General features: G+C 61.1%; 22 protein-coding genes. 17 read left to right on the forward strand and 5 right to left on the reverse strand.

All coding sequences use genetic code 11. The features are described from left to right. Positions 1-27 precede the first annotated feature (27 nt). Complete coding sequence (locus tag AXF13_RS15085) at positions 28-1,158, reverse strand: TOBE domain-containing protein (RefSeq protein WP_062254464.1); 1,131 nt, start codon at positions 1,156-1,158, stop codon at positions 28-30. 242 nt (positions 1,159-1,400) lie between these two features. Here AXF13_RS15085 and modA point away from each other — a divergent pair, with 242 nt between their 5' ends. The 12 genes from modA (at position 1,401) to AXF13_RS15150 (ending at position 15,634) form a co-directional block, all read left to right on the forward strand. Further along, complete coding sequence (modA, locus tag AXF13_RS15090) at positions 1,401-2,153, forward strand: molybdate ABC transporter substrate-binding protein (protein WP_008682435.1); 753 nt, start codon at positions 1,401-1,403, stop codon at positions 2,151-2,153. A gap of 191 nt (positions 2,154-2,344) precedes the next feature. Beyond that, the gene (gene modB / locus AXF13_RS15095) at positions 2,345-3,031 is read left to right on the forward strand and encodes a molybdate ABC transporter permease subunit (RefSeq protein WP_008682433.1); all 687 of its coding nucleotides are present in this window, start codon (positions 2,345-2,347) and stop codon (positions 3,029-3,031) included. After that, the gene (locus AXF13_RS15100) at positions 3,028-3,900 is read left to right on the forward strand and encodes an ATP-binding cassette domain-containing protein (protein WP_062254466.1); all 873 of its coding nucleotides are present in this window, start codon (positions 3,028-3,030) and stop codon (positions 3,898-3,900) included. Before modB ends, AXF13_RS15100 begins: the two co-directional genes overlap by 4 nt. A gap of 1,017 nt (positions 3,901-4,917) precedes the next feature. Beyond that, the gene (xsc, locus tag AXF13_RS15110; protein ID WP_008682430.1) at positions 4,918-6,657 is read left to right on the forward strand and encodes a sulfoacetaldehyde acetyltransferase; all 1,740 of its coding nucleotides are present in this window, start codon (positions 4,918-4,920) and stop codon (positions 6,655-6,657) included. 472 nt (positions 6,658-7,129) lie between these two features. Beyond that, positions 7,130-7,963 (forward strand): phosphonoacetaldehyde hydrolase, encoded by an 834-nt coding sequence (gene phnX / locus AXF13_RS15115; protein WP_009303100.1) that lies wholly within the window; start codon positions 7,130-7,132, stop codon positions 7,961-7,963. Positions 7,964-8,656: 693 nt separating this feature from the next. Then, complete coding sequence (locus tag AXF13_RS15120; RefSeq protein WP_062254470.1) at positions 8,657-10,009, forward strand: SLC13 family permease; 1,353 nt, start codon at positions 8,657-8,659, stop codon at positions 10,007-10,009. A gap of 22 nt (positions 10,010-10,031) precedes the next feature. Beyond that, positions 10,032-10,877: a fumarate hydratase gene (locus AXF13_RS15125; protein ID WP_062254475.1), complete on the forward strand. Its 846-nt coding sequence runs from the start codon at positions 10,032-10,034 to the stop codon at positions 10,875-10,877. A gap of 14 nt (positions 10,878-10,891) precedes the next feature. Further along, positions 10,892-11,455, forward strand: coding sequence for a Fe-S-containing hydro-lyase (locus AXF13_RS15130; protein WP_062254477.1), 564 nt, complete (start codon positions 10,892-10,894; stop codon positions 11,453-11,455). Between the two features lie 73 nt (positions 11,456-11,528). Then, the gene (locus AXF13_RS15135; RefSeq protein ID WP_062254479.1) at positions 11,529-12,158 is read left to right on the forward strand and encodes a succinate dehydrogenase/fumarate reductase transmembrane subunit; all 630 of its coding nucleotides are present in this window, start codon (positions 11,529-11,531) and stop codon (positions 12,156-12,158) included. Between the two features lie 9 nt (positions 12,159-12,167). After that, on the forward strand, positions 12,168-14,024 hold the full coding sequence (locus AXF13_RS15140) for a fumarate reductase flavoprotein subunit (protein ID WP_008682415.1): 1,857 nt from the start codon (positions 12,168-12,170) through the stop codon (positions 14,022-14,024). Between the two features lie 11 nt (positions 14,025-14,035). Beyond that, complete coding sequence (locus tag AXF13_RS15145) at positions 14,036-14,821, forward strand: fumarate reductase iron-sulfur subunit (RefSeq protein WP_008682413.1); 786 nt, start codon at positions 14,036-14,038, stop codon at positions 14,819-14,821. Between the two features lie 120 nt (positions 14,822-14,941). Further along, positions 14,942-15,634, forward strand: coding sequence for a CBS and ACT domain-containing protein (locus AXF13_RS15150; RefSeq protein WP_062254481.1), 693 nt, complete (start codon positions 14,942-14,944; stop codon positions 15,632-15,634). A gap of 315 nt (positions 15,635-15,949) precedes the next feature. Here AXF13_RS15150 and AXF13_RS15155 read toward each other — a convergent pair whose 3' ends face one another. After that, the gene (locus tag AXF13_RS15155) at positions 15,950-17,332 is read right to left on the reverse strand and encodes a sigma-54 interaction domain-containing protein (protein WP_062254483.1); all 1,383 of its coding nucleotides are present in this window, start codon (positions 17,330-17,332) and stop codon (positions 15,950-15,952) included. 212 nt (positions 17,333-17,544) lie between these two features. Here AXF13_RS15155 and AXF13_RS15160 point away from each other — a divergent pair, with 212 nt between their 5' ends. Continuing rightward, positions 17,545-18,738: a GGDEF domain-containing protein gene (locus AXF13_RS15160; protein ID WP_062254485.1), complete on the forward strand. Its 1,194-nt coding sequence runs from the start codon at positions 17,545-17,547 to the stop codon at positions 18,736-18,738. Between the two features lie 153 nt (positions 18,739-18,891). Here the strand turns inward: AXF13_RS15160 and AXF13_RS15165 are convergent, their stop codons facing one another. Next, positions 18,892-19,203 carry a helix-turn-helix domain-containing protein gene (locus tag AXF13_RS15165; protein WP_062254487.1) on the reverse strand — a complete coding sequence of 104 codons (312 nt, stop codon included), beginning with the start codon at positions 19,201-19,203 and terminating at the stop codon, positions 18,892-18,894. A gap of 94 nt (positions 19,204-19,297) precedes the next feature. Between AXF13_RS15165 and AXF13_RS15170 the strand changes: the two genes are divergently transcribed. Further along, the gene (locus AXF13_RS15170; RefSeq protein ID WP_062254489.1) at positions 19,298-19,645 is read left to right on the forward strand and encodes a helix-turn-helix domain-containing protein; all 348 of its coding nucleotides are present in this window, start codon (positions 19,298-19,300) and stop codon (positions 19,643-19,645) included. 23 nt (positions 19,646-19,668) lie between these two features. Here the strand turns inward: AXF13_RS15170 and AXF13_RS15175 are convergent, their stop codons facing one another. Then, positions 19,669-19,932 (reverse strand): helix-turn-helix domain-containing protein, encoded by a 264-nt coding sequence (locus AXF13_RS15175; protein WP_062254490.1) that lies wholly within the window; start codon positions 19,930-19,932, stop codon positions 19,669-19,671. A gap of 97 nt (positions 19,933-20,029) precedes the next feature. Here AXF13_RS15175 and AXF13_RS15180 point away from each other — a divergent pair, with 97 nt between their 5' ends. After that, the gene (locus AXF13_RS15180) at positions 20,030-20,326 is read left to right on the forward strand and encodes a helix-turn-helix domain-containing protein (RefSeq protein WP_062254492.1); all 297 of its coding nucleotides are present in this window, start codon (positions 20,030-20,032) and stop codon (positions 20,324-20,326) included. Between the two features lie 98 nt (positions 20,327-20,424). Here the strand turns inward: AXF13_RS15180 and AXF13_RS15185 are convergent, their stop codons facing one another. Next, positions 20,425-20,658, reverse strand: a complete 234-nt coding sequence (locus AXF13_RS15185) for a helix-turn-helix domain-containing protein (protein ID WP_236887150.1) — start codon at positions 20,656-20,658, stop codon at positions 20,425-20,427. Between the two features lie 133 nt (positions 20,659-20,791). Between AXF13_RS15185 and AXF13_RS15190 the strand changes: the two genes are divergently transcribed. Then, complete coding sequence (locus AXF13_RS15190; protein WP_062254497.1) at positions 20,792-21,088, forward strand: helix-turn-helix domain-containing protein; 297 nt, start codon at positions 20,792-20,794, stop codon at positions 21,086-21,088. A gap of 183 nt (positions 21,089-21,271) precedes the next feature. Further along, positions 21,272-22,156 carry a GIY-YIG nuclease family protein gene (locus tag AXF13_RS15195; RefSeq protein ID WP_062254499.1) on the forward strand — a complete coding sequence of 295 codons (885 nt, stop codon included), beginning with the start codon at positions 21,272-21,274 and terminating at the stop codon, positions 22,154-22,156. The last annotated feature ends 410 nt before the right edge of the window (positions 22,157-22,566 follow it).

Raw genomic sequence — 22,566 nt, forward strand, 5'->3', positions numbered from 1 at the left:
TCAAAAGAGCCGATTTAGAGACAGCCTCTAATCCAGGCTCAGGATCACGGAGAAGGCCTTGAACAGCACCGTGATTTTGTCTCCGGCGCGCAGCGGCGCGCCTGTGGCCGGACCTTTGCTTTGCAGGGCGCAGATCTGGCTGCCTTCGGGCAGGGCCGCCAGGATTTCCATGACCATCCCGTCTTCGCGCACCCGTTCCACCACGGCGGCGAAGCGGTTTTCCGCGCCGGACGTCGCGTCCACGCGGCCGTTGCCGCCTTCCGGCGCGCCCGCTTCGATCATTACCCAGGGGGCCTTCACGCTGGCGTTGACCAGCTTGCCTTCCTCCAGAGCCAGGCTGCGGTAACTCTCATCCGTGATCAGGGCCGCCACGCGCAGGCCGCCGGCGGTGCTCAGAATGGCCTCCACCAGCAGGCCGGACTGGCGCAACGCAACGATCCGCCCCTGAAACACGTTCCGGGCGCTGGTTTTCATGGGTCGCTCCCTTTGCAGTTGTTCACGCAACAGGCGTTGCGCCTTCTGCGGATCGCAGCGCACAATGCCGCTCTGGCCGGGTCCGGCGCGCCGTCCCAGAAAAATGTCCACCACCGGCAGGGGCAGGCCCTGGCGGCCCAGTTCCAGGGCCCGGCTGTGGCGCAGGCTGCGCGCGCTGAGCAGGCCCTTGGGCAGGCCGCAGGCCGCGCCGCACTGTTGCAGGCTGCGCCGCACGTAACTGGCGTCGCAACGCATCAGTTCCGGGCTGGCCGGAAACAGGCCCGGATCTTCCAGCACCCGCCGCAGGCGACGGCTCACGGCCAGGGGCAACGGCACCTCGCGGCCGCAGGCCCCCTTCACGCGGATGATCCCCCCCTGCAAATCCATATCCGGCGGACCCAGGGCGAAAATTTCCACCAGGCGCAGGCCCGCATAGCGCAACAGCATGAAAATCAGCCACATGCGCAGGCGGGGGCGTTTTTCGCGCGGACCGCGCGCCGCCGCTGCCCGTTCCCAGAGCCAGGACTCCACGCTCAACAGTTCCTGCGGGCTGATCCGGCCGGTATCCTGCAGCAGGGCAACGGAATCCCGCCGCAGCAGTCGCTGCCGCAGCCAGGCCGTGTCCGCCGGGGAGAGCGAGCGCAGCAGCGCCGCCAGTTCTTCACGCTTTGCTGTTTTGTCCATGCCTTTTCCGCGTTTTTTCTTCCTTATACAAATAGAACACCGGCTTTGTACAGCCTTCACGTTTTTGTCGTAAAACGTGCGTATGCACCCGCTTTGATCCCCGTTCACGTTTTTTGTCCAAAACGTGAACGGCTTGCCGGTCCGTGCCGCTGGGGTAGAGTAGCTATAACCCCGACCGCGCCCTCTGTCGCCGCCGTCGGCCTTCTTTCTCGTCAGTACTACTCATGGAGGAGACAAAACACATGAAGACGCCCTTCCTTTCCCGCATTCTTCTGGCCCTGGCCTGTGTCGGCCTGTTGGCCCTGCCCGCCAAGGCCGCGGAAATGACCATTTCCGGGGCGGCCAGCCTGACCAACGCCTTTACCGAGCTCAAGGGCATGTTTGAGAAAAAACACCCCGGCCTCACCGCGCACGTCAACTTCGCCGCCTCCAATCCGCTGCTGAAGCAGATTCAGGAAGGCGCGCCCGTGGACGTTTTCGCCTCCGCCGACCAGGCCACCATGGACAAGGCCGTGGCCTCCAAGGTGGTGGACCCGGCCACGCGCAAGGATTTCGCGCTCAACGACCTGGTGCTCATCGTGCCCGCCGGGAGCAAGAAGCCCGCTGATCTGGCCGACCTCAAGAACTTCAAGCGCATCGCCGTGGGCAATCCCGATTCCGTGCCCGCCGGGCGCTACACCCGCGAGGCCCTGACCAACGCCAAACTCTGGGACGTTCTTCAACCCCAGGTGATCCAAGGGGCGAGCGTGCGCCAGGTGCTGGACTATGTGGCGCGCGGCGAAGTGGACGCGGGCTTTGTTTACGGCACGGATGCCAAACAGCAGGCCGGCAAGGTGGACGTGGTCCTGGTGGTGCCGGGCCACAAGCCTGTGCTTTATCCCATCGCCGTGGCCACTACGGGCAAGAATCCCAAGATGGGACAGGCCTTCCTGGACTTCGTGCTCTCGCCGGAAGGGCAGGCGGTGCTGGCCAAGTACGGCTTCTCCAAGCCTTAACGGCATTTGGTCCTTTTGACCGCCGACGGCGTTACACACGTTTTTTGCTTGGGTCATGGGCGAGAAGAGCCCACTCCCCGCGCAAAAAATATATGTGCCTTGTCGGCGGTCAAAAATCCTCAAATGCCGTGGAATATCCAGGCGTGTCATCAGATTATTTTTCTTTGCAGCGGACAGGGTGACCCGATCTTATGGATTTTGATCAGATATCCATTCTGAGCCCGCTGGAGCTTTCCCTCCGGGTAGCGAGTCTGGCGACCCTGTTCTCCTTTGTGGCGGCCACGCTCATGGCCTGGCTGCTGGCAAGAAAAAGAGGGCCCCTGCCCGCCCTTCTGGACGCCCTCTGCACCCTGCCGCTGGTGTTGCCGCCCACGGTGCTGGGCTATTATCTGATTCTGCTGGTGGGGCGGCGCGGGGTATTCGGTCACTGGCTGGCCGACATGGGCATCAATCTGATCTTTTCCTGGCAGGGAGCCGTGGTGGCGGCCACGGTGGTGGTTTTTCCCCTGATCTACAAATCCGCGCGGGCGGCTCTGGAGCAGGTGGACCCCCACCTGGAAAACGCGGCCCGCACCCTGGGTTCCTCGGAGTGGCGGGTTTTTGTGAGCGTCTCCCTGCCCCTGGCCTGGAGGGGCATTTTCGCCGGGCTGATGCTGGCCTTCGCGCGCGGCATGGGCGAATTCGGGGCCACGCTGATGATCGCGGGCAATATCCCCGGCAAGACCCAGACCCTGGCCCTGGCCATTTATGACGCTTTTCAGGCCGGCAACGACGTCCAGGCCGTCTGGTTGGTGATCATTACCTCCGCTGTCTGCGTCAGCCTGCTGATGGCGGCGGAACTGTTGCTGAAACTGAAATGGAAAAGGCGGTCCCGATGATCTCGCTGCATCTGCGCAAAACGTTCCGGAATGCGGACACGCCCTTCAGCCTGGATGTGGCCTACGAGATCGGCGACAGCCAGAAGCATGTGGTTCTGTTCGGCCCTTCGGGCTCGGGCAAAAGCCTGACCCTGCAATGCCTGGTCGGGCTTACCCGCCCGGATGCCGGGCACATCCGCCTGGGCGAGCGCGTGCTCTATGACGGCGCGGCCAAGGTCTGCGTACCGGCCCGCCGCCGCCGCATCGGCTATATGTTTCAGGATTACGCGCTGTTTCCGCATCTGAGCGTGCTCCAGAATGTGGCTTACGCCCGTACCGGCTGCTGGCCCTGGCGGATCTGCGCGACGGAGCGGAGCAAGGCCCAGGCCATGCTGGAGCGCTTCGGCATCGGGCATCTGGCGAGGCATCTGCCGGTCCAGCTTTCGGGCGGGCAGCGCCAGCGCGCGGCCCTGGCCCGCGCCCTCAACGCCGACCCGCAACTGCTCTTGCTGGACGAGCCCTTTTCCGCCCTGGACCCGCTGCTGCGCGAGCGCCTGCGCGAGGAACTGCTGGAACTGCTGGCTGATCTGACCATCCCGGCCGTGATCATCACCCATGATCCCGACGATGTGGATGCCTTTGCCGGTGGCCTGATCCTCTATGACCACGGGCAGGCCCGGCAGGTGCCGGATTACCGCGCCGCACGCCGGAATTTCGCCACAGCCGGGCAATGCCTGCGGCATTTGCAGGAAGAGCGGGGCGGGGCGCGGCAGCGCGCCGCGAATCCAGCGGCGTTTATGCCCCATTCCGCACGCCCGGCGGCTTTTGCCGCCGCCCTGACGCAGCGTCCGGCTTCGGCGCGGGCTGAAGGAGCGGCGGGGAGCCGGTAGCGCCAAATGGAAAAAGGGATTTGGTCCGGACCGTGAGGTCCCGGCCAGAGGGAACGCGCTGCCGTTGCGACTCCGGCGGCGCGTTCCGCTTTTTTGCACCCGGGCTTGCGCGTCTTCGGGCATGGCGCGCGCGTCCGGCCCCGCACCGGCCCCGGCGGCCTCTGTCCGCCAGGGCGGACGCATCTAATTCCAGCCCTTGCAGGCCCCTTATCTGCCGTGATGATCCGTCAAAACCAGCCTGTTGTGTGCCGGCTGCGTCACTTGGCGCTTTTTGCCGCTCATGTACTTGAGTACGCTCTGCTCTCGATGCCCGTAAGGCTTGCCCGGCTCGCCAACGGGCACGGCCCTTTGGGCCGCCTTTCGGTCGGTTTCCGCGCAAAAAGCGCCATTTTCCTTGCCGGCACGCAACAATCTTGCTTCAGCCGTTGCGACGCAGGAGCTTTATCCGTAACACGGCTTCGCCGTGAACGGCTCAGGCAAGCCGCTGACGCGGCGACGGCCAGCGCATTTTTTAGGCTTCTCCCGGCACCAGCCATCCGCCTGCGCTTCGCTCCGGCGGAGCAAAGGTGGCTTCGCTTCTTTTTGTCCGTTCTCCGATCTCTCGGGGGATAAAGACTTTTTAGACGCGTCTGCCCAGCTGTGTCCGCACGGCAGCGGTGACAGCGGCACGGGAGTTATGTAGAATAAAACCACAGTGCTCCAAACTGTCCGATCTGTCCGATAGATTGAACACTTTTGACAGACACTGTCCGGATTATAAGACAGTTTTGCCGTCCAGAAAAGCCGCCGCAAGGCCGCTGCATGGAAAGAGCTATGAAATTGAGGCGGATACGAAAGCCTTCCGTCCGGCACGCAATTTGCTACTTCTGTCACAATTTTCGGGTGTTCTCAGGCCCTGCAGGCCGCTCTTCCCCTTTTTTCCGTTTTTCTCCGACGTGCCGCGGAGATGCGGGCGCAAGGAACGGGCGGTTGCGGATCGCAAGCATCACAAACAGCGCGAAAGCAAAAGGAGCAATTATGCCTAAAATGACTCCCAGTGAGGCCATGGCCGAAGTCCTGGTGGAAGAAGGCGTTAAACACGTCAGCGGTATCCTCGGTTCCGCTTACATGGACCTGTTGGACCTCTTCCCGGCCGCGGGCATCGACTTCATCTCCGTGCGTCATGAGCAGACCGCCGGCCACATGGAAGACGCCTTCTGCCGCATGACCGGCAAAGCCGGCGTTGTCATCGGCCAGAACGGCCCCGGCATCACCAACTACGTGACCGCCGTGGCTACCGCCAACATGGCGCACAGCCCCATGATCATCCTTTCGCCCAGCGCCGGTTCCGCTTCCGTGGGCTGGGACGGCTTCCAGGAATGCGACACGTGGAATCTGTTCAAGCCCATCACCAAGGCTTCCCTGCGCGTGCCCCATCCCAAACGCGCCGCTGACATTCTGCGCACCGCCTTCCGCGCCGCCTACGCCATGCGCGGCCCCGTGCTGGTGGACATCCCGCGCGACTACTTCTACGGCGAGCTGGATGAAGAAATCCTGAAACCCTCCCAGTACCGCGTGGCCCCCGGCGGCATCGGCAACCCGGAAATGTTCAAGCACGCCGTCGAAGTGCTCAAAGCCGCCAAGAATCCCGTGATCGTGTCCGGTCGCGGCGTGGTTGACGCCGACTGCGTAGACACCGTCAAAGCCCTGGCCGAGCATATCGCCGCCCCCGTGGCCTGCAGCTACCTGCACAACGACGCCTTCCCGGCCGACCATCCGCTGTGGTGCGGCCCCATCGGCTACATGGGCTCCCATGCCGCCATGCGCCTGATGGAAAAGGCCGACGTGATCCTGGCCATCGGCAGCCGCCTGTCCTACTTCGGCACCCTGCCCCAGGACGGCATCAACTACTTCCCCAAGACGGCCAAGATCGTCCAGATCGACATCAATCCCATGCACATCGCCAAGACCCACCCCATCACCGTGGGGCTGTGCGCCGATGCCAAGGACGCTTCCGAAGAGCTGTACAAGCAGCTGCGTGACGCCATGCCCAAGAAGGACATCACGCCCGTGGCCAACAAGGTCAAGGAAGAGCTGGCCCTCTGGCACAAGGAAATCGACGAGATCTCCAACGAACCCGTGATCGAAGGCCGCCTGCACCCCCGCAAGGCCTTGGAAGTGGTCGGCAAGTTCATTTACGACAATGACGCCATCGCCACCACCGACATCGGCAACACCTCTTCCACGGCCAACAGCTACCTGCGTTTCCGTCATCCGAAACGCGACATCGCCACGTTGACCTTCGGCAACACCGGCTTCGCCTATCAGGCCGCTCTGGGCGCGCAGCTCGCCTGCCCGGACAAGCCGGTCGTCTCCATCGCCGGCGACGGTGCCTGGGGCATGAGCCTGTTTGAAGTGCCCACCGCCTGCCAGTTCAACCTGCCCGTCATCGCCACCGTGTACAACAACGGTGCCTGGTGCGCGGAAAAGAAGAACCAGGTGGACTTCTACAACAACCGCTTCGTGGGCGCGGACATCTGGTCCAAGTCCTACGCCAAGATCGCCGAATCCATGGGCGCCGACGGCTACACCGTCAACACCCAGGCCGACCTGGCCAACGCCCTGGAAACGGCCTACAAGAACCGTCGTCCGGCCGTCATCGAAATCATGACCGACGGCACCCGCCTTGCGCCGCCTTTCCGTCGCGACGCTCTGGCGCTGCCCACCCGCTTCCTGCCCAAGTACGAAAAGCTGGACAAGAAGTACTTCCCCAAATAAGTGACTGTTGACTGAACGCGGCCCCGCCGGATCTTCCGGCGGGGCCGTTGGTCGACAGCGGCGCGGGGAAATTTCCCCGCGCTTTCTTTTTTTAGAGTCTTTCAACGTTGAAATGCTCTGACGCCGAACACGGTGAGGCGCGCCGCGGAGATCAACCCGCCGGGCGGCCCGTAGGGCCGGAGAGCAACGCGGCGCGGATTCCGGAAAAGCGACCGAAGGCAGCCCGAAGGGCTGTCCCCGTTGGCGACAACGGAGCCATACGGGGATCGACAGCAGCGATAACCGCGCTTTTTGCCGGAATGCCAACTTTGAAATTTATAAAATTTCAAAGGTAATTTGCTCTAGAGCATATTGCGCTTGAGATTTCCGCTTGACGGCGGGCAAAGCCCGCTTACGAAAATCTCGCGGGCCTTGTAACAGTACAGAGTAATTTCATTGTGAAAATGCTCTAATCCGCACATGAGGACAGTTCATGAAGCCTTTTCTGCGTCGCACAGCATATATGGGGCCGATACAGGCCGTTATTCTGGATTGGGCCGGTACGGCGGTGGACCACGGTTGCCGGGGGCCGGTGGCCGTGTTTTCTCGGGCCTTTGAGCGCCACGGCATGAAGCCCGAGGTGGCTGAAGTGCGCGCTCCCATGGGCCGCGAAAAGCGCGAGCACGTGCAGGCCATGCTGGCCATGCCGCGCCTGGCCGAACTCTGGCGTGCCGGGCACGGCAATGCGCCCGACGATGCCGCCACGGATACGATTTTTGCCGCCGTGCAGGAACTGATGCCTGAAACATTGGCGGACTACGCCATGCCCGTGCCGGGCTGCGTGGAGGCCATTGCCGCCCTGCGCGCCAAGGGCCTCAAGATCGGCTCCTGCACCGGCTACAGCCGGGACATGATGGTCCGCCTCATGCCGCGTGCCGAGGCCGCCGGGTATAAACCCGACGCGGTGGTCACAGCCGACGAGGCGCCCCAGGGCCGCCCCTGGCCGTGGATGTGCTACCTCAATTGCATGCGTTTGGGCGTGCATCCGCCGGAGGCCGTGGTCAAGGTCGGCGACACCCTGGCCGACGTGGAGGAGGGCATCAACGCGGGGCACTGGAGCGTGGGCGTGACCCGTACCAGCAATGCCCTGGGCCTGACCGCCGAGGAAGCGGCGGCCCTGCCCGCCGACGAACTCTGCCGCCGCGAGGAGGAGTTGGGCCGCGCCTTCCGCGAGGCGGGCGCGCACTATGTGATTTCGAGCATTGCGGATCTGCCCGGCCTGATCGACAAGATCAACGCCCGTCTGGCAAAGGGCGAACGCCCGTAGCCGGCGTTGAGGGCAATCCGTTTTCAGACCGCGGACAAATCCTTGCAGGGCAGTTCACGCATAACATGCGTGAACTGCCCTAGGGCCTGTTAACGCTATGCCTTTTTGCCCTCCTGCCGCGTCAGATTTCACCTGCTTTTTCGGTCGAGTACCAGAAGAGTACACTCCCTCAAAGCAGGTTTATCTTCCTTGCAGGCGAACAAAAATTCTATAGTGTTAACAGACCCTAGTGCCATGTAAAAAGCCCGGCCGGGAAAATCTCGGCCGGGCTTTTTTGCGTCCGAGCGCCGTCCGCCCTGGCAGGCGCGGCGGACAATGGAATCAGCACCTGTATTGGTGGAATGTTTTCACAAAGTCCGTGCACTCTGCTATGGGTGACGGCTTTTTTACTGTTGATACCATATATATTGCAATTTGGTATCACAGGTATAACAGGCATGAAAGAATTGTGATTTTTTACGCAACATGCGGATTTATAAAATTTTTTTCTCTATCTATCACGGTATGCTTGAAAAAAACATAAAAGTTGAGCAGTCATTCAACAAAAGGGGGTTGTCAGTATCGTTTCCGTATGCAATGCTTTTCCATCTTTTTCAAGTCATTCCGGCCAGCAGTGCGCCGGAGGCCGTGTGGACCCCGTTGGCGGCATGCGTGCGGGGACGCCTTCAACTCTGAAACTTTGGAGGTTGACGGATGAAACGGTTCTTTTTCCCGGCAGCGATGCTGCTGATCCTGGCTGTGTTGCTGGCGGGGCAGGACGCTCTCGCCGCCACGGGCATGGGCATAAAACTGCCTGAAGACCCCACCAAGGCCTATATTACTCTGGGCATCCTGGTAGCGGCGGCGGTCATGTTTTTCACCGAAATCGTACCCCTGCCCATCACCGCCCTGCTGGTGCCGGTGGCGCTTTCCCTGACGCACGTCATTACCTCCAAGGTGGCCTTCAGCTATTTCGGCGATCCCACGGTCATTCTGTTCATGGCCATGTTCATCGTGGGCGAAGCCACGTTCATTACCGGCTTCGCGGACAAGGTCGGCGCGCTGGCCGTGCGGCTCTCCAAGGGCAATACCGTGCTGCTGCTGGTTTACACCATGGCCGCCGTGGGCCTGCTCTCCACAGTGCTGTCCAACACCGGCACCACAGTGGTGGCCGTGCCCATGATTCTGGGCATGTGCATCAAGGCCAAGCTGGCGCCGGGCAAGGTGCTTATGCCCGTGGCCTTTGCCTCCTCCCTGGGCGGCACCGTGACCCTGGTGGGCACGCCGCCCAACGGCATCATCAACTCCATGCTGGCCCAGACCGGCCAGACGCCTTTCGGCTTCTTTGAATTCGGCCTGATCGGCATTCCCCTGCTGGTGGTGGGTCTGGCCTATTACGGCCTCATCGGCCACCGCTTTCTGCCCGAAGGCCGCCAGATGGACGACGATATCGTCACCGAGGGCCAGACGCGCCGTGAAAACAAGATGTGGTACTCCATCGCCATTTTCGCTTTTGTGGTCTTCATGATGGCCAGCGAACTCATGCCCCTGACCACCGCCGCCATACTGGGCGCCTGCCTGATGGTCATCTCCGGCTGCATGACCATGCGCGAGGCCTTCCGCAGCGTGGACTGGACCACCATCTTCCTCTTCGCGGGCATGCTCTCCATGTCAGCCGCCATGGCCAAGTCCGGCGCGGCCGCCATCGTGGCCAACGCCGTGGTGAGCATGGTTTCCGACCCCTGGATGCTCATGCTGGTCTGCTGCGCGCTCACCGCCCTGATCACCAACTTCATGTCCAATACGGCCACAGCCGCGCTCATGGCCCCGCTGGCCCTGCCCATCGCCCTGGCCAGCGGCATTTCGCCCCTGCCCATCACCATGGGCATCGCCATGTCCGCCTCGGCCTGCTTCCTGACGCCCATCGCCACTCCGCCCAATACCATCGTTTTGGGACCGGGCAAGTATAGCTTCCTGGACTATGTCAAGGCCGGCTGGCCGTTGCAGCTGATCACCCTGCTCATGTGCTGGCTGCTCATTCCCATGATCTGGCCTTTCCATCCGTAAGCCGTTCCGGCGGAGAGAGAATATGAAGGAAATTCACGTTACTACCATTACGGAGGCCGTGGCCGGTCTGGCCGTGGAAGCCTGCTGCCGCCTGCCCGAGGACATGGTTGAGGCCATGCGGGCGGCCCGCGCCCTGGAGCCGTCGCCGGTGGGCCGGAACATTCTGGACCAGATCCTGGAAAACGCGGCCATCGCGGCGCGCGAAACCATGCCCATCTGCCAGGATACGGGCCTGACCGTGGTTTTCGCCGAGGTGGGGCAGGATGTGCGCATTGTGGGCGGCGGCTTTGAGGACGCCGTCAACGAAGGCGTGCGCCGGGGCTATGTGGACGGCTATCTGCGCAAATCCTGCGTGGCTGAACCGCTCTTCGAGCGCAAGAACACCAGGGACAACACCCCCGCCGTTATCCATACGCGCATTGTGCCCGGCGACAGCCTGCGCCTGCGCCTCGCGCCCAAGGGCGCGGGCTCGGAAAACAAAAGCGTGCTGAAAATGCTGGTGCCCGCCGACGGCATCGAGGGCGTGCGCCGGGTGGTGCTGGACGCGGTGCTGGCCGCCGGTCCCAATTCCTGTCCGCCCCTGGTGGTGGGCGTGGGCCTGGGCGGCACCATGGAAGTGGCGGCCATCTGCGCTAAGAAAGCCGCCGCGCGCGATCTGGAAAGCGTCAACCCGGACCCGCGCTACGCGGCCTTTGAACGGGAACTGCTGGAAATGATCAACAAGACCGGCATCGGTCCGCAGGGCCTGGGCGGCCTGACCACGGCCCTCAAGGTGCATGTGGAGTGGGCCCCCACCCACATCGCCTCCCTGCCCGTGGCCGTGAACATCAACTGCCACGCGGCCCGCCATGCGGAAGTCGTACTCTAAGAGGAGGGCGAGACATGTCCGACGATCAGGTCAAACGCATCCGCGCCCCTTTTGACGACGCCACGGCGCACTCCCTGAGGGCCGGAGACAGGGTGCTGATTTCCGGCGTTATTCTGGCCGCGCGCGACGCGGCCCACAAGCGGCTGGTGGAGACACTGGACCGGGGCGAAGCGCTGCCCGTGGACCTGCGCGGCGCTGTCGTCTATTACGTGGGCCCCTCGCCCGCCAAGCCGGGCCAGGCCATCGGCGCGGCCGGACCCACCACTTCGGGCCGCATGGACGCCTATACGCCCCGGCTGCTGGATCAGGGCCTCAAGGGGATGATCGGCAAAGGCTACCGCAAGCCGGAAGTGGTGGAAGCCATGAAAAAGCACGGCGTGCCGTATTTGGCCGCCGTGGGCGGCGCGGGCGCTCTCATCGCCCGCAGTATCAAAAAGTACACCGTGCTGGCCTATGAGGATCTCGGCCCCGAGGCCGTGGCCGCCATGGAAGTGGAGGATTTCCCGGCCATCGTGGTCATCGACAGCCTGGGCGACAATTACTACGAAACGGGCCAGGCCCCGTATCGGCAGTTGTAGCGGCTTGGCGCGCCGGGCCATTCCGGTGCGCCGCCGTGTCCGCAATACGGAATACTTTCCTAAAGGAGTTGCTATGGCGCCAATGAGATCCCCCGCCGACGCCCGGACCCGCCTGGATTTCTGGCAAGCCGCGTCCGGCGCGCTGCTGGCCCTTTTCGTCTGTATCCATCTGCTGCTGGAAGGCAGCGTGGTGATCAGCCCCGCGCTGACCAACGGCATCGCCTGGCTGCTGGAAGCCACCTTTCTGACCCAGATCGTGGCCCCGCTCATCGTGCTGCTGGTGATTTTCCACTTCTGGATCGCGGCTCGTAAAATGCCCTTCCGCACCAATGAGCTGGGCATTTTCGTGCGCCACAGCAGAAGCCTGCGCGAAGCCGACACCTGGCTCTGGCTGGTGCAGGTCTTTACCGCCGTGGTCATTCTGGTGGGCGTGTTCTTCCATGTCTACACGGTCATGACCAACCTGCCCATCAACGTGGCGGGCAGCGCCAAGCGCCTGCACGACGGTTGGCTGGCCTTTTACGTGGTCTTTCTGCCCTGCGTCATTCTGCACACGGGCGTCGGCGTGTACCGCCTGGCCGTGAAGTACGGCGTGTGCACCAAGGCCGAGCGCGCCCGTTGGCGCAGGTGGATATGGATTGTCATGGGCTGTTACCTTGTGCTCGGCGTGCTGGCTCTGACCCGCGTCTGGTTCCTGGGATAGGGGGGGCGTATGCGTGTTTTTCAAAGTGATGTTCTCTGCATGGGCGCCGGTCTGGCCGGGGAGCGCGTGGCCGTGGAAGCCGCGCAGGCGGGCTTCAGCGTCATCTGTCTGAGTCTGGTGCCGCCCCGGCGCTCCCATTCCTCGGCGGCCATGGGCGGCATGCAGGCGGCCCTGGGCAATTCCATCATGGGCGACGGCGACAGCCCGGAAATCCATTTCAACGACACGGTCAAAGGCTCGGACTGGGGCTGCGACCAGGAGGTGGCCCGCCTGTTCGCCAAGACCGCGCCCATCGCCATGCGCGAAATGGCCTGGATGGGCGTGCCCTGGAGCCGGGTGGTGCCCGGCGAGCATACCTATTACAAGGGCGGCAAACCCTTTCAGGCCACGGAAAAGGCCGAGAACGAAGGGCTGATCCATTCCCGCGCCTTCGGCGGCACGGCCAAATGGCGCACCTGCTACACTTCGGACGGCACGGGCCATGCCGTGCTCTTCACCCTGGACAACCGCCTGCTGCAACTGGGCGTGGACGTGCACGACCGCGTGCAGGCCGAGGCCCTGGTGCATGACGGCGAGCGCTGCATGGGCTGCGTGGCCCGTGATCTGCGCACCGGCGAGCTGGTGGGCTATTTCGCCAAAGCCACGCTTATCGCCACGGGCGGTTACGGGCGCATCTACCGGGCCACCACCAACGCCGTGATCTGCGACGGCGGCGGCCAGATCACCGCCCTGGACACGGGCGTGGTGCCGCTGGGCAATATGGAGGCCGTGCAGTTCCATCCCACGGGCACGGTGCCTACGGACATTCTGGTGACCGAGGGTTGCCGGGGCGACGGCGGCACCCTGCTGGACGTCAACGAATACCGCTTCATGCCCGACTACGAGCCGGAAAAGGCCGAACTGGCCTCGCGCGACGTGGTTTCCCGCCGCATGACCGAGCACATGCGCAAGGGCTTCGGCGTGCCCAGCCCCTACGGCGAGCATCTCTGGCTGGACATCCGCCATCTGGGCGAAAAGCACATCACCACCAATCTGCGGGAAGTCTACGACATCTCCACGCACTTCCTGGGCGTGAACCCCATCCATCAGCTTATCCCGGTGCGGCCCACCCAGCACTACAGCATGGGCGGCGTGCGCATCAACAAGGACGGCCACGCCTACGGCCTCCAAGGCCTGTTCGCGGCGGGCGAGGCAGCCTGCTGGGATATGCACGGCTTCAACCGCCTGGGCGGCAACTCTCTGGCCGAAACCATCGTGTCGGGCCGTGTTGTGGGCAAGAAGCTTGTGGAGTTCCTGCAAGGCTATGAATGCGTGTTCTCCACGGCGGCCATGAGCGACGCGACGGCCAAGGTGCGCGAGCGCATCGAAAACCTGCTTCGGGGCACGGGCGACGATTGCTACACCCTGCGCAACGCCATGCAGGACATAATGATGGAGCACGTGGGCATCTTTCGCAACGGCAAGGATCTGGAAGCCGGTGTGGCGAAACTCCAGGACCTGCTGGAGCGCAGCAAGAACATGCGCCTGCGCGGCGGCAACATCCCCGGCCCCCACGGCGAGCTTTCCATGGCCCTGCGCGTGCCGGGCATGCTCAAGCTGGCCCTGTGCACGGCCTACGGAGCGCAGCAGCGCACCGAGAGCCGGGGCGCGCACGCCCGCGAGGACTACCCCGAGCGCAACGACAAGGACTGGCTGGTGCGCACCCTGGCCACCTGGAAGGAGGGCGACAGCCTGCCCACCCTCAACTATGAAAAGGCCACGCCGTTCTATATCCTGCCGCCCGGCGACAGAGGCTACGGCGGCGGCAAGATTATCCCCGGCGACATCGGGGAGGGCGAAATTGAGCCCTTTGCGCAAAAGGTCTAAGGGAGGCCGACATGGGACGCAATCTGACGTTTGAGATCTTTCGCTACAATCCGCTGGATCCCCATTCCCAGCCTCACATGCAGACCTTTAACCTGGAAGAGCATCCCAGCATGACGCTCTTCATTGCCTTGAACATGATCCGCGAAACCCAGGACGCGAGCCTTCAGTTCGACTTCTGCTGCCGCGCGGGCATCTGCGGTTCCTGCGGCATGGTCATCAACGGCCGCCCGGGCCTGGCCTGCCATACCCAGACCTGCGATCTGCCCGCCCGCATCAGCCTGCACCCCCTGCCGGTGTTCAAGCTGCTGGGCGACCTTTCGGTGGATACGGGCACCTGGTTTCGGCATGTGGGCAAAAAGATCGAATCCTGGATTCACACAAACAAGGCCTTTGACCCGGACGCTCAGGAAGAGCGCATGGACAACGAACTGGCCACTCAGATCTTCGAGCTGGACCGCTGCATCGAGTGCGGCTGCTGTGTGGCGGCCTGCGGCACGGCGCGCATGCGCGAGGACTTTATCGGGGCCACGGCCATCAACCGTATGGCCCGTTTTTATATTGACCCGCGCGACAACCGCACCCCGGCGGATTATTACGACCTTATCGGCGACGACAATGGGGTTTTCGGCTGCATGGGCCTGCTGGCCTGCGACAACGTCTGCCCCAAACAGCTGCCCCTGCAGGACCAGCTGGGCATCATGCGCCGCATGGTGTCCGCCGAATCCGTGCGCGGCATTCTGCCGGAATTCCTGCGCAAAAAGCTCCAGGGTTGCGGTTGCGATCACACACGGGCATAACCACGGAACGGCCGCCGTTACGCGGCGGCTTCAGCGTGATGACAAACCCCGCTTCGCGGGCTTTGCGCCGCCATCGACGCCAGAACCGTCGGGCGGAAATTCGCCAAAAGGAAGCATGCCATGCTGATACTTGACTGGATGAAATCCAATGTGATCTCGGTTCCGCCGGACGCCTCCCTGCTCCAGTGCCGGAAGCTGTTCAAGGACAACCACATCGGCCGCCTGCCCGTGGTGGATGCGGACAAGATTGTGGTGGGCCTGATTTCCGCCTCGGACATCAACGCCTTCGCGCCCCAGCGCACCACGGGCCTTGAAATCCTGGAAGTGCTCGACATTCTGGGTGAAACCCCGGCCAAGCAGATCATGACCGTGGACCCGGTGACCATCAATTACAAGGGCACGGTGGAGCAGGCCGCCCAGCGTATGATTGAAAAGCGCGTGGCCTGCCTGCCGGTGGTCAATGACGAGGAAAAACTGGTCGGCATTCTCACCGAATGGGACATTTTCAAGGCCCTGGTCAGCATCAGCGGAGCCGCCATGCCCGAGGGCGTGGAAATGGCCTTCAAGCTGGAGAACAAGCGCGGCACCCTGCGCGAGATTCTGGATCTGCTCAAGGAATACGGGGTGCGCATTTCCACAGTGCTCTCGATCATTTCCGACGACGGCATGCGCCAGGTGAAGATCCGCTTCTGGTCCGAAGACGCGGAGGCGGAAAATAAGGCCCTGGAAAAGCTCAAGGACCACGCCGGGCTGCGCTACTGGGCCCGTGGGGGCGAAGTCTATCTGCGCGACAAGCCGGATTTCAAACTCTGAGCTGGCGCAAAACGCCGCATCTGAATCAAAAGGCCGCCCACTGGGCGGCCTTCAGACTGATGACAAACCACGCGAAGCGGGGTTTGCGCCACCAACGGCGGCTTAGCCGCCGGGTGGAAAGGCACGAAAATCAGTCGCTTAACGGCGCGGCAAAGCCGCGATCTGCTCCTGATTTTCGGGGCTGCCGACGTTGTCAACAGCCTCAAGGCCGCCCATCGGGCGGCCTTTGTTTGTGGCGGAAACGATATTCAACGCCCCGGCGGTTCAAGGGCGTCGGTCGGGCAATCAGCGGACGTGTTTTCAGGCCTGTTAAATCTATGCGCCCCGGCGGCTGATGCCGTACTTGCGCAGCTTTTCGTACAGCGTGGCGCGCGCGATATGCAGGGTGCGCGCCGTGCGCGAGACATTGCCGCCCTGTTCGGCCAGCACCTTGCGGATGACCACGGCCTCGGTGTCGGCCATGATGTCGGAAAGGTCCCCGGCGGCCACGGCGCGCAGGGGCAGGTCCGCGCTGGGCAGGGTGTCCGGCGGGAAGTCGTCCACCTGGATCATGTCGCCGTGGCGCATGGTGGCCGCGTGCACCACGGCATTGTGCAACTGCCGCACGTTGCCCGGCCAGGAAAAGGCCAGCATGGCCGCCTCGGCTTCCGGGGCAAAGGCCAGATGTTCCAGGCCCATGCGCGAAAGCACATAGCGGGCGATGGGCAGGATGTCGTCCGCGCGCTCGCAGAGCGGCGGGATTTCCAGCACAAAGGTATTGATGCGGTAGTAGAGGTCCTCGCGGAAGGAACCCGCGCTGAGCATGGCCGAAATGTTCCGGTTGGTGGCCGCCACCAGGCGGAAGTCCACGTTGCGGGCGTTGACCGAGCCCACCCGGCAGACGCTGCGGCTTTCCAGCACGCGCAGGAGCTTGGCCTGGATCTCGGGCGGCATTTCCCCGATTTCGTCCAGAAAGAGGGTGCCCTTGTCGGCCAGTTCGATCTGGCCGATTTTGCCGTCCTGATGCGCGCCGGAAAACGCGCCGCGCGCATAGCCGAACAGCTCGGACTCAAAGAGATCCTTGGGGATGGCCGCGCAGTTGATGCTGACCAGCGGGCCTTCGGCGCGCGGGCTTTCGGCGTGCAGGGCATGGGCAAAGAGTTCCTTGCCCGCGCCGGTGGCTCCCAGAATCAGCACCGGCGCGTCCAGTTGGGCGTAGCTTCGCACCTGTTGCTTGAGGCGGCGCATGGGCGCGCTTTCGCCCAGAATGCTGCGCAGGCTGTACTGCGGGGCCAGGCTGGCCTTGATCCGGCGTTTGTACTGATTGAGGGTGTGCCCCAGGTGGTCGATCTTGGAGGAGAGCTTTTTCAGCTCTTCGGGATCGTTGAAAATGGCCTGGGAAACCATGCCCGCCAGCCGCCCCTGACCGTCGCGCACCGGAATGCGGTTGACCACCACGGGCAGGGCGTTGCCGGGCCCGAGCTGGCAGAGTTCGCCCATTTCGGCCCGGCCGTCGCGCAGCACCACGCGCGCGCGCGAGTGGGGGATGATTTCAGTGATGTCGCATCCCAGCAGTTCTTCGGGCCGCCGGCTCAGCAGATCGGCATAGGCCTTGTTCACGAAGCGGATGATGTAGTCCATGTCGCAGAACAGCACGCCCATGGGCAGGCTGTCCAGAATGAGGGAGGTCATTTCGCTGTTTTTTGTGAACGGGGACATGGAAAACTCCTCGACCGTGCCGCGCCTCGCGCGGCGGCCTTATTCCTTATACAGGCGGGAGGGGGTTGAGGCAAGTTCAGCGCCCGCCGGGGCGCGCGCCAGCTTTTCGTTGAATCATGCCCGGCCCTGGTGTATAGTCCCTTATCCTACTATGCGCTTGTAGTCCGCATTCGGCGGCCTTCCCAGCCGGATAGGCATCCTGGACCGGAGACATGAACACGGATTCCGTCAGTACGCCGCTGTCCGGCGTGGAAAGAAAAATCCTGCTGAGCGTCCCCCTGGCCATCCTGGCCACGGCGATCTCCATTTTCGGGATTTTTTATTATCAGGTGACCATGGGCGTCAGCCACACGGTGCTGGAGCGTTCGGGCGCCATCTTTTCCTATCTGACCGACCGCATTCCGCCGCAAAGTCTGCTGGAACTCAACAGCCCCGCCGACGAGAGCAGTCCCCTGTATGCCGAGGTTCAGGACCTGCTCACGAGCGTGCGGCAGTTGACGGCCGTGCGCTATCTCTACACGGCCCGGCTCAACGACCAGGGCAAGGCCATCTATGTGGTGGACGGCCTGGATCCGGCCGCCGAGGACTTCCGCCATATCGGGGATCTCATTGAGCCCGAGGTGCTGCCCCTGTTGACGCGCTGCCTCCGGGGCAGCCCCGCGCATGCGGACAAGGTGCTCAGCACTGACTGGGGCGACGTGCTGCCCGCCTGCGAGCCCATCCGCCGGGACGGCCGCACCGTGGGGGCCATTGTCATGGAGTTTGACGCCGGTCTTTTTGCCGGAAGCATCCGCAAGGCGCTGTCCATCAGCCTGGTCGGCTCCTGTGTGCTGGTGTTGCTGTTCATCTTTGTCACCACCTGGCTGCTGCGCCGCCTTTCCGTGCCCCTGTACCGCAAGCTGGCCTATACCGATCTGCTGACCGGCATCAACAACCGCAACGCCTTTGAGCTGGACACCAAGCGTCTCCACGGCCGCAATGAGCAGCAGGGGCTGAGCGTGCTCACCTGCGATCTGAATATGCTTAAAAAGGTCAATGACCAGCGCGGCCACGCCGCCGGGGACCAGTACATCATCAGCCTGGCGCGCCTGCTGGTGGAGCGCTTCAAGGACCGGGGCGAAACCTACCGCACCGGCGGCGACGAATTCGCCACCCTGCTGCGGGATGTGGATGTGGCCGCCCTGCGGGCCGAAATGGACGAACTGCACGCGCGGGCCCTGCATATCAGCGTGGCGGGCTTTCCGCTCTTTTTCGCCTACGGCATCGCCAGCTTTGACCCGGAGCGCGATGCGGACATCCACGCCACCCTGACCCGCGCGGACGCCCAGATGTATGCCCACAAGCGCGCGTTAAAGCAAAAAGGCGAGCGGGAAGAGGTCGAGGATGCGGACAGGAACATAACCTGAACGGTCGCGCGGCCCTGTTTTTATGTCTGCCGCCCGACCCGGCATTCAAGATGTTTTGCGGATAACGTTGACACGGATAGTGAAATACGCCGCTCATGCGAATGCGCGTGCGCGCATGTCACACTTGAACCGCCCTATTCGCGAGCATCACGCTCAGCTTTTTTGAGTGGTATTTTTCTTCGGTCGTCCCGCCTTCTTGGGCCGGATATCTTCCTCATCCGGCTTTGCCCAATCCTCCGGCAAAAGCGCATCCACATTCCGAACCAATTCCCCGACATCCATACCCATTGCTCTTGCGAGCATCAGCACCGTCGATAATTGTGGTTCACGCTTATTGTGCTCAAGCATGCTGATATAGCGCGGATTGCGCTTCACCATTTTGGCGAGGCGGTATTGAGTAAGGCCGCGCTCTTTTCTGGCATGGCGCAGCACTTCGCCAAAAGGGCAGAGGATTTTTTCTTCCATCCGTTACAAATAAAGGAATACGCCGATTATAATATAGCCAATCAGTTGATAGTATATATTTTGTATGCTAGGAAAGGCGAGCGAGGGCAATGCCATGTTCCCAGCGTTACAGCGTTTCTTTGAAGCGGCAGGCTGCCGCACGCAACAGCAATTGGCTGAATTTTTGGGCATCAGACAGTCAGCAATTACTGACGCCAAAAGGAGAGGGGCTATCCCTGCGGACTGGCTTCTGAAACTGCTGCGAATGCAAGGCGTGAATCCCGACTGGATTCTGACAGGGGAGGGCGTGCACTATCTGCGGTCGGCGGAATCGGAAGAGCCCGTTTTTCCGGCTGAGCGCGTGATCGAAATCCGCCCGCCGGAACAGTGTTCGGCGCAGGAACTGGTCAACGAGCTGGTGCGTCGGGCGTTGGGGGAACGGATGGGATGCGAAACATCGTGATGTGTTACTGAATGATCTGCTCGTTATTCCAGCCGGTTTTTATCGTTCAGGTATGCCTGTCTTTGCATGGCCTCCAGCAACAACTTGTCCGCGTCGATGCCGAATGCCACCGCTATTGCAACAAAAACCATGACAGAAGGATTTCCTTGGCGCATTTCAATAACCCTTACATGCGATATGGAAATACCGGTTTTGGCGGCCAGAATTTTACGCGTCCAGTTGCGCTTTTCTCTGTGCTCGCGGATAATTTGCCCCAAGGCGAGACAAAAGTTTGAGCTGTCCTTCATTGCTACCAAATAGCATTGGATTGCTTAACCCACACCCGAGTGATAATATATTATCACTCGGGTGTGTCGTTTTTTATGTCGAAAAGGAGAATGTGGGATGAGCGTTAGTTTACTTTCTGACTTCGCGGCGGCAATGGAGCGCATCCGAGCCGTGACCGGGTGCGGAACCCAGCGAGAGCTGGGCAGGTTTTTAGGCATCAACCAGTCAGCCATTTCGGACGCGAAACGGCGCGGGACTATCCCGGCGGAATGGCTGCTCACGCTCCTGCGCGGCAAAGGGATAAACCCGGACTGGATATTGACGGGAAAGGGCGCGCGCTGCTTGCGCCCGGCGGAAACGGAGGAAGCCGCTTTTCAGACTGTGAGCGTAACGGACATCAGTCCGCCGGAATAATCTTCGGCGCTGGAACTGATCAATGATCTGGTGCGCCGTGTGCTGAAGGAGTGGAAGAGATTTGAAACGTTGTGATGCTTTGTTGAATGATCTGCTTGTTATTCCACCAGATTTTTATCGTTCAGATATGCCTGCCGTTGCATGACCTCCAGCAACAACTTGTCCGCGTCGATGCCCAAGGCTGCGGCAATCAGGGTAAAAACCGTGATTGTCGGATTGCGCACCCTGGATTCGATAGCTTTGATGTGAGATTCGGAACCACCAATAATAGCGGCTAATTGTTTGCGGGATAATCCGAGGCGTTCTCTGTATTCGCGGATAATCTGTCCCAAGGCCAAGTCAAAGTTTGGAGTATCATTCATTAAGCCCGGATAGCACCGGATTGATTGGCCGACACGTAAATGGCACTATAGTAGCTAGTACGTGCGCCAAATATCCATAAGTCGAAAGGGGTATAGAGGCGATATGGATGATAAGCGGATTAGGGACTATTCATCGGCAATGGAGCGCATCCAGGCCGTGACCGGGTGCGGAACCCAGCGAGAGTTGGGCAGGTTTTTAGGCATCAACCAGTCAGCCATTTCGGACGCGAAACGGCGCGGGACTATTCCGGCGGAATGGCTGCTCACGCTCCTGCGCGGCAAAGGGATAAATCCGGACTGGGTACTGACGGGAAAGGGCGCACATTGCTTGCGCCCGGCGGAAACGGAGAAAGCCGCTTTTCAGACTGTGAGCGTAACGGACATCAGTTCGCCGGAATAATCTTCGGCTTGGGCATTGATTGACGAACTCGCGCGCCGGGCGCCGGCGGAGCGGAAAGCGACGAGCCATAGAGATGCGGAGCAGGGAAATCTACACGAAAAGCGGCAGACCAGGACTTTTCAGCCTATGGTTTATTGACTCGCGCAAGTTGGGGGCTGTAGATTCGCAGAGAAGGGGGAGGATATGCCGGGAGCCTACTCAATACGAATCTTTCTGCCGAACGGCGAGCCCAATGGGCTGCGGATTTTAAGCCGTCCGAACTGGACGGGAACCGGAGTCACCTTTGCCCGCACAGGCTTTCAGGAGGCTACAAAGCGTAAAGAGTTGTCGCAGGCCGGTGTTTACGTGCTTGTGGGCAACAGTGAGGACAGCACCTTGCCGACAATCTATATCGGCGAAGGAGATCCTGTCCTCGGACGTCTGAAAAGCCATAACCTCAACAAGGACTTCTGGAATTGGGCCGTCGTTTTCACTACGACGGACAACAGCCTGAACAAGGCGCATATCCAGCATCTTGAAAGCAGACTTGTGGAACTTGCCAAAGACCGCAAGCGCTGCAACCTTGAAAACGGCAATCAGCCGCAGCCGCCGACGCTCATCGAGTCCGAACTCGCCGACATGGAAAGCTTTCTCGGCTATATGCTCGGCGTGTTCCCTCTGATAGGGATTGATATATTTGAAAGTGCAAAAAGTGCCGGGAAAGCCAAATCCAAGGATATGTTCTCCTTGAAGGGCCGTGACGGTATTTTTGCCAAAGCGGTGCAGAACCCCAGCGGATTTATTGTGCTGAAAGATTCCACGGCCGCGCCGGGAACAACGCCAAGCATCTCAAAGAGCATTAAAGCATTCCGTGAAGACTTGATCCGCCAGGGCGTCCTGCTCAAAAACGGCGAGCTTTATACCTTTACGCAGGATTATACCTTCTCATCTCCCAGCATGGCGTCATCGGTCACACTTGGCCGCAATACCAACGGGCGTTCCATCTGGAAAGACAAGAGCGGCAAATCCCTGAACGACCTGGCGGCGGAATCCACGGATTGCGACCCGCAGGATGAAAAGAGCGCATAACGGGCGGCATCGCTGCTGTGATTTGATTTCTAATATAGTTTTATTAATATATAAACTTATATGAATCTAGAAAAAACCGTTGCCACCAAGATGAATAATCGCATAAAATATGATAATATTATCAAATGGTAACAAGTTGTTGTACCCCAATTTATGATACGATGCGTTAATTATTTTTTGTATACTCATAAAGATTATTTGGGTGTGAAGTTTGGCTCGCTAGTGTCGTACTTGCGTTTTAATAGATATATAACTAGGTTATATAAGGCAATGTAAAATTTAGACTTTATAAGCACAATACTGACTTGTCTTATATTTTTGCCGATATCATAGACAATAGCTTGGCAATTGTATTGTTGTTAGAGAGTGCTATCCTGGATAAATAATTTTTATATACATTGCATATTACT

The organism is Desulfovibrio fairfieldensis, assembly GCF_001553605.1.
Classification (GTDB): Bacteria; Desulfobacterota; Desulfovibrionia; order Desulfovibrionales; family Desulfovibrionaceae; genus Desulfovibrio; species Desulfovibrio fairfieldensis.